A 4,368-nucleotide genomic window follows, 5' to 3' on the forward strand; every position below is an offset into this window, starting at 1 on the left:
ATATTATGCCTAGGCATTTTTTGGCGTTTTCGAGCGGCGTCTGAGGCTGTAAAAACGTATCTAGATAGTTATTGTGAGCAACGTAACTTGCAGCTAATTAGTGTGGCTAGGCATAATACAAAAATATCTAGCTACCGTGGTAAATTAGACTTTACAAGTGAATTTACCTTCGAGTTTTCAGGTAACGGTGAAGATAGTTATCAAGGTCAAATCATTATGATTGGTTTGCATGTATTAAACGTCGAGCTTCCTGCTTACCGAGTAGAATAATTTAGTTATCCAATTCTGCAAATCAAATAATCGATAAAGTGATAAGCAAAAAAAAGCGTGTTCTGAATAAATCAGATCACGCTTTCGTAGAATTTTGAGGGTCCGTCTCTGCGATCCTTTGCAAGTCCTTCTTTTGTATATCCTATACTCTTCCCTCCTGTCTCATTCATCCCGATGAGCCACTCATCCTGAGCGTGTCCTTTGTCCTTTCAACTCGTTTATCCTAAACAAGTCACTCTTCCAGAGTGTGTCCCTTATCCTTTTATCTCGTTTCCAAACGAGGCGCCTTACCAGCGTGTCCTTTGTCCTTTCAACTTGTCTGTCCTAAACAAGTCACCCTTCCTGGGTGTGTCCCTTATCCTTTTATCTCGCTTCCAAACGAGGCGCCTTACCAGCGAGTCCTTTATCCCTTACACTTATGAATCCTTGATAAGCCACACATCTATGTGTTTCCATTTCCTTACTTTGTCATCCAAACAAAGGCTAATCCTTAGCTCCCTACTCCATTAAAGCCCATTTCCTTATCGAGCTACACTCCTTGTTTATCCTATCCATATAAGATCGCTACCTTGCAACCTTTACTTCAATCCAGAAGTGTTCCTGTTCTATCCCTAAGTCATCCTGACTCGTCGTGTTTCCTTGTGACGGATATAAAGATAGATGATTTGTAAAATAGTGCGATAGCCAATTGGCAAAAAAATTTAGCGAAAATGTAGGTTTACTGAAGTCGAAAATAAAAACACTTAGAAAACATGAGGTTAAATATTTTGTAGGTTTAAGAATGGCTTAATTGAGGCTTTAACTTACATCTTTGTACGAAATGTCGTACATAAAATGTGAGCTATACTTACACGGAAATTTAAGCAGGTTCTCTATGCTTAAACATTAAATGACCTTTTATATGCCCTACTTCCAGTTCTTTTACTAATGAGTAATTTCCGTCCTCAAAAAAAGATAAACATTTAGGCAGTGTAACGTACATACCAATGCCTTCACTCTCAGGATCTTCCAGTACAATGCTATCTATTGCACTCATTAAAACGTGCCCTAATCCATGAGCTTGTTGATCTGGGTGTACACCGATTAAAGATAACATGTGAAATCTCTGAGCAGGGACATGCTCTCTAACTTTAGTTTCCTTTTCAACCATCTGTTTGGTGCCGAAATAACCTGCAGTAAGCAACATCTTAAGTCGCCAATGCCAAAAACGGTTTGGGCCCAATGAAGCATCAGGGCTCATAATACAAGCAACAGCAAGTAATCGCTCTTCGTCAAATAACCCTACCATAGGCTGTTTTGACAACCAAAAAGCGTTTAGTTCTTCACGAATAGCCGACCTAAGACGCGATTCATATCCCTCTTTTTCAAATTGGAATATATCGACAAATAATGGATCATCATGATAAGCGAGATACAAGATAGACGCTGCTATTTTCAGATCTTCAGCAGCCAAATAAACTGCCTTTACCTTTTTCACATCCGCCAATAACTCTTCTTGAAGCTCGCTCATTAATGAAACCTTGAATTAATTTTTTATTACTCTACCCCATGCTTGATATATTGTTAACACTAAAACTAGGCTAGATAAGAATAAATGTAATATTTTTGTTAAAAAGCAAGTAGCTAGTGACTAATCATGCTAAACGCGTCATCTCCCCAACCATGCAGATATCCATCTTTAAATACCAAAGGAGTACATTCTTCTTTAGAAGTAATACCATCTGCATCAACTTTTTGCGTACGGTAATATAAAACTTGGTAAGTGCTGGCATCAACTTTATAAAACTCATTAAAGTCGGCTATACCAAACCGGTTTACGACACTTTCATAGGTTACATCTGCCGTAAGCTTAGCAATAAGTTTTCTATTTTTATGCTCTTTATTTTTCCAATCAGATTGATAACTATGAGCAGATTCACCACCTATTGAAATGACACAGCCAGATAAACCAAGAGACAAACCTAAGAGAGATAAAGTTAAAATTTTACGCATTACATTCCTTTTATTTAATTTTGAGTAATATATTTCACCGTTAATTCAAAAATAAGGCCAAAATGTTAAGTAATTGTTTTATATAAACTTGCACTCTAACTCTTTAATATTGCTAAAATGGATTTAGCAATAAAGACGAAAGAATAGGAGTTTTGACCAAACACATGAGTAATATCGACTACATAATTAACTTATGCCATGACATTCATGCCAGTGGCAAAAAGCCCTCTGTCGCTCTAATTAAAAATCAGTCCCCTAACCCACTATCAATGCCAGAAATAATAAGAGCATTACAACATTGGAAATTAAACCCAAATCAAGAAAAGAAAGTGATTAGCCAATCTAATCAAATACCTAAGCCAGCAAAGTCATTGGAAGATAGAGTTGAACAATTAGAATTACAATTACAGCAGGTCATGCAAGAGTTGGCGTTATTACAAAAAGCTGATAAATAACGCCTGCGTTTATAATATTAGAGATAAGTCAGTGATAAATCTGGCTCCAATCTAGCAATAAATTCAGTCAACGTAGGAGCAAGCACTTCAGTTGGGTGAAGCCCAACTTGCTCTAACATGACCTGGCCAGAACTATTATCTATGGTAAGAATAAAGTCATCTTGATCGGTTAATCCAAAAAATATTGTTTCCGGTTGGTTTAAGCGCCTTTTCATCAATATGTGCCCAATTAAGTTTTGTTGCAGGCGTTCAAAATCCTCTAGATTCCAAGCTTGCAATAATTGAAGACAACCTTTCTCAGTTTTGGCACTTAAGTTTTCGCTCCAATATCGAGAATAAAACGCTTTAATGTCATCATGAAGTGTTAAATCTAATGCACTTTCAAGCCCCGAAAAATCAGCTAACTCTGAACGTAATACTGGTTTCCATTTAACATCTTGGCCTATTTCACCTTGATTTTGGTAACAAGCTGAAGGCCACTCGGGATCATACTTCACAATCATTGCTTCTGGGTTTGAAGGCTCTTGTGATAAATAATTTTGCACAAAATCATCTAGCGCAATCACGATATCTGGGCTCAATTTAACTCTCTTTAACGTTCAAATAATGGCTAATGTACCATTATTCTAAAAAAATGATATCTGTAGTGTTTGCATAATAATTCATAAGGTAGACTTACGAATTAAACACCATAGCAACGGAGAGTACAGTGACTAATTCAATCGATAAATCAGCTATTCTTAATGATTTAAGTTTAGGAAAAAACACAGATTATAAAGAGAATTACGCTCCAGAGTTATTACAAGCCGTACCTAGAAGTATGAATAGGCAAGAATTAAATCTAACGAACGAGTTACCGTTTCATGGTTGCGATCGCTGGAACGGCTACGAATTATCTTGGCTAAATAACAAAGGAAAACCTCAGGTAGCTATTTTGCGTTGCGAAGTCCCAGCAACGTCAGAAAATTTAATTGAGTCAAAATCTTTTAAACTGTATCTGAACAGCTTCAATCAAAGTACTTTTTTGGACTTTACCGAAGTTACACGAGTTTTATGTAAAGATTTGTCTGCATGCGCAAAAGAGCAGGTGAAAGTAGAACTGTTTGCTCCATCTCAATTTAACCAACTAAGCGTCAACCAATTTAGTTCAACATCAATAGACACGTTAGATATAGAAGTTAATCAATATCAACTTAATCCAACATTACTTAAAACTACTGATGAAAAAGTTGAAGAATGGTTAAGCAGTGACTTGCTAAAATCCAACTGTTTAATTACAAATCAGCCTGATTGGGGCAGTGTATTCATAAAATACCAAGGAAACAAAATCCAACATGAAAGTCTGTTACGGTATATTATTTCTTTTAGGCAACACAATGAATTTCACGAACAATGTGTCGAGCGAATTTTTTGTGACATTATGCACAATTGCCAACCCGATAAACTTTCCGTTTATGCCAGGTACACGCGAAGAGGTGGTTTAGATATTAATCCTTTTAGAAGTAATTTCGAAAATATTTACCCTGAAACTAAACTTGCAAGGCAATAATAATTACCTATAGCTATAGTTATTAGGTAAAGTATCAAAACAGTTTTCTGTACTGATGTCACTCACAGTAAAAGGCCAACCGCTATATGCAAAGTATTCAAC

At 36.4% G+C, this 4,368-nt stretch carries 6 protein-coding genes; 3 read left to right on the forward strand and 3 right to left on the reverse strand.

What is annotated here, in order from left to right; translation table 11 throughout:
• Positions 1-270, forward strand: a complete 270-nt coding sequence (locus tag ACSHXM_RS21090) for a DUF3301 domain-containing protein (RefSeq protein ID WP_435692262.1) — start codon at positions 1-3, stop codon at positions 268-270.
• Positions 271-1,129: 859 nt separating this feature from the next.
• On the opposite strand, the gene ACSHXM_RS21095 is transcribed toward ACSHXM_RS21090, so the two are convergent.
• Both ACSHXM_RS21095 and ACSHXM_RS21100 read right to left on the reverse strand, forming a co-directional pair.
• Entirely contained in the window at positions 1,130-1,780 is a 651-nt protein-coding gene (locus ACSHXM_RS21095) for a GNAT family N-acetyltransferase (RefSeq protein WP_435692264.1), read from the reverse strand.
• A 113-nt stretch (positions 1,781-1,893) separates the two neighbouring features.
• Positions 1,894-2,262, reverse strand: a complete 369-nt coding sequence (locus tag ACSHXM_RS21100; RefSeq protein ID WP_435692266.1) for a DUF3192 domain-containing protein — start codon at positions 2,260-2,262, stop codon at positions 1,894-1,896.
• Positions 2,263-2,426: 164 nt separating this feature from the next.
• On the opposite strand from ACSHXM_RS21100, the gene ACSHXM_RS21105 reads away from it, so the two are divergent.
• Entirely contained in the window at positions 2,427-2,717 is a 291-nt protein-coding gene (locus ACSHXM_RS21105) for a hypothetical protein (protein ID WP_435692268.1), read from the forward strand.
• Between the two features lie 17 nt (positions 2,718-2,734).
• On the opposite strand, the gene syd is transcribed toward ACSHXM_RS21105, so the two are convergent.
• Positions 2,735-3,298 (reverse strand): SecY-interacting protein, encoded by a 564-nt coding sequence (syd, locus tag ACSHXM_RS21110; protein ID WP_435692270.1) that lies wholly within the window; start codon positions 3,296-3,298, stop codon positions 2,735-2,737.
• Positions 3,299-3,426: 128 nt separating this feature from the next.
• On the opposite strand from syd, the gene queF reads away from it, so the two are divergent.
• Positions 3,427-4,266 (forward strand): NADPH-dependent 7-cyano-7-deazaguanine reductase QueF, encoded by an 840-nt coding sequence (gene queF / locus ACSHXM_RS21115; protein ID WP_435692272.1) that lies wholly within the window; start codon positions 3,427-3,429, stop codon positions 4,264-4,266.
• The last annotated feature ends 102 nt before the right edge of the window (positions 4,267-4,368 follow it).

This window comes from Paraglaciecola sp. (assembly GCF_051252315.1).
Taxonomy (GTDB): Bacteria; Pseudomonadota; Gammaproteobacteria; order Enterobacterales; family Alteromonadaceae; genus Paraglaciecola.

Coding starts and splice junctions, on each gene's coding strand:
- ACSHXM_RS21095 (WP_435692264.1), bottom strand. CDS start 1,780: ATGAGCGAGCTTCAAGAAGAGTTATTGGCGGATGTGAAAAAGGTAAAG.
- ACSHXM_RS21100 (WP_435692266.1), bottom strand. CDS start 2,262: ATGCGTAAAATTTTAACTTTATCTCTCTTAGGTTTGTCTCTTGGTTTA.
- ACSHXM_RS21105 (WP_435692268.1), top strand. CDS start 2,427: ATGAGTAATATCGACTACATAATTAACTTATGCCATGACATTCATGCC.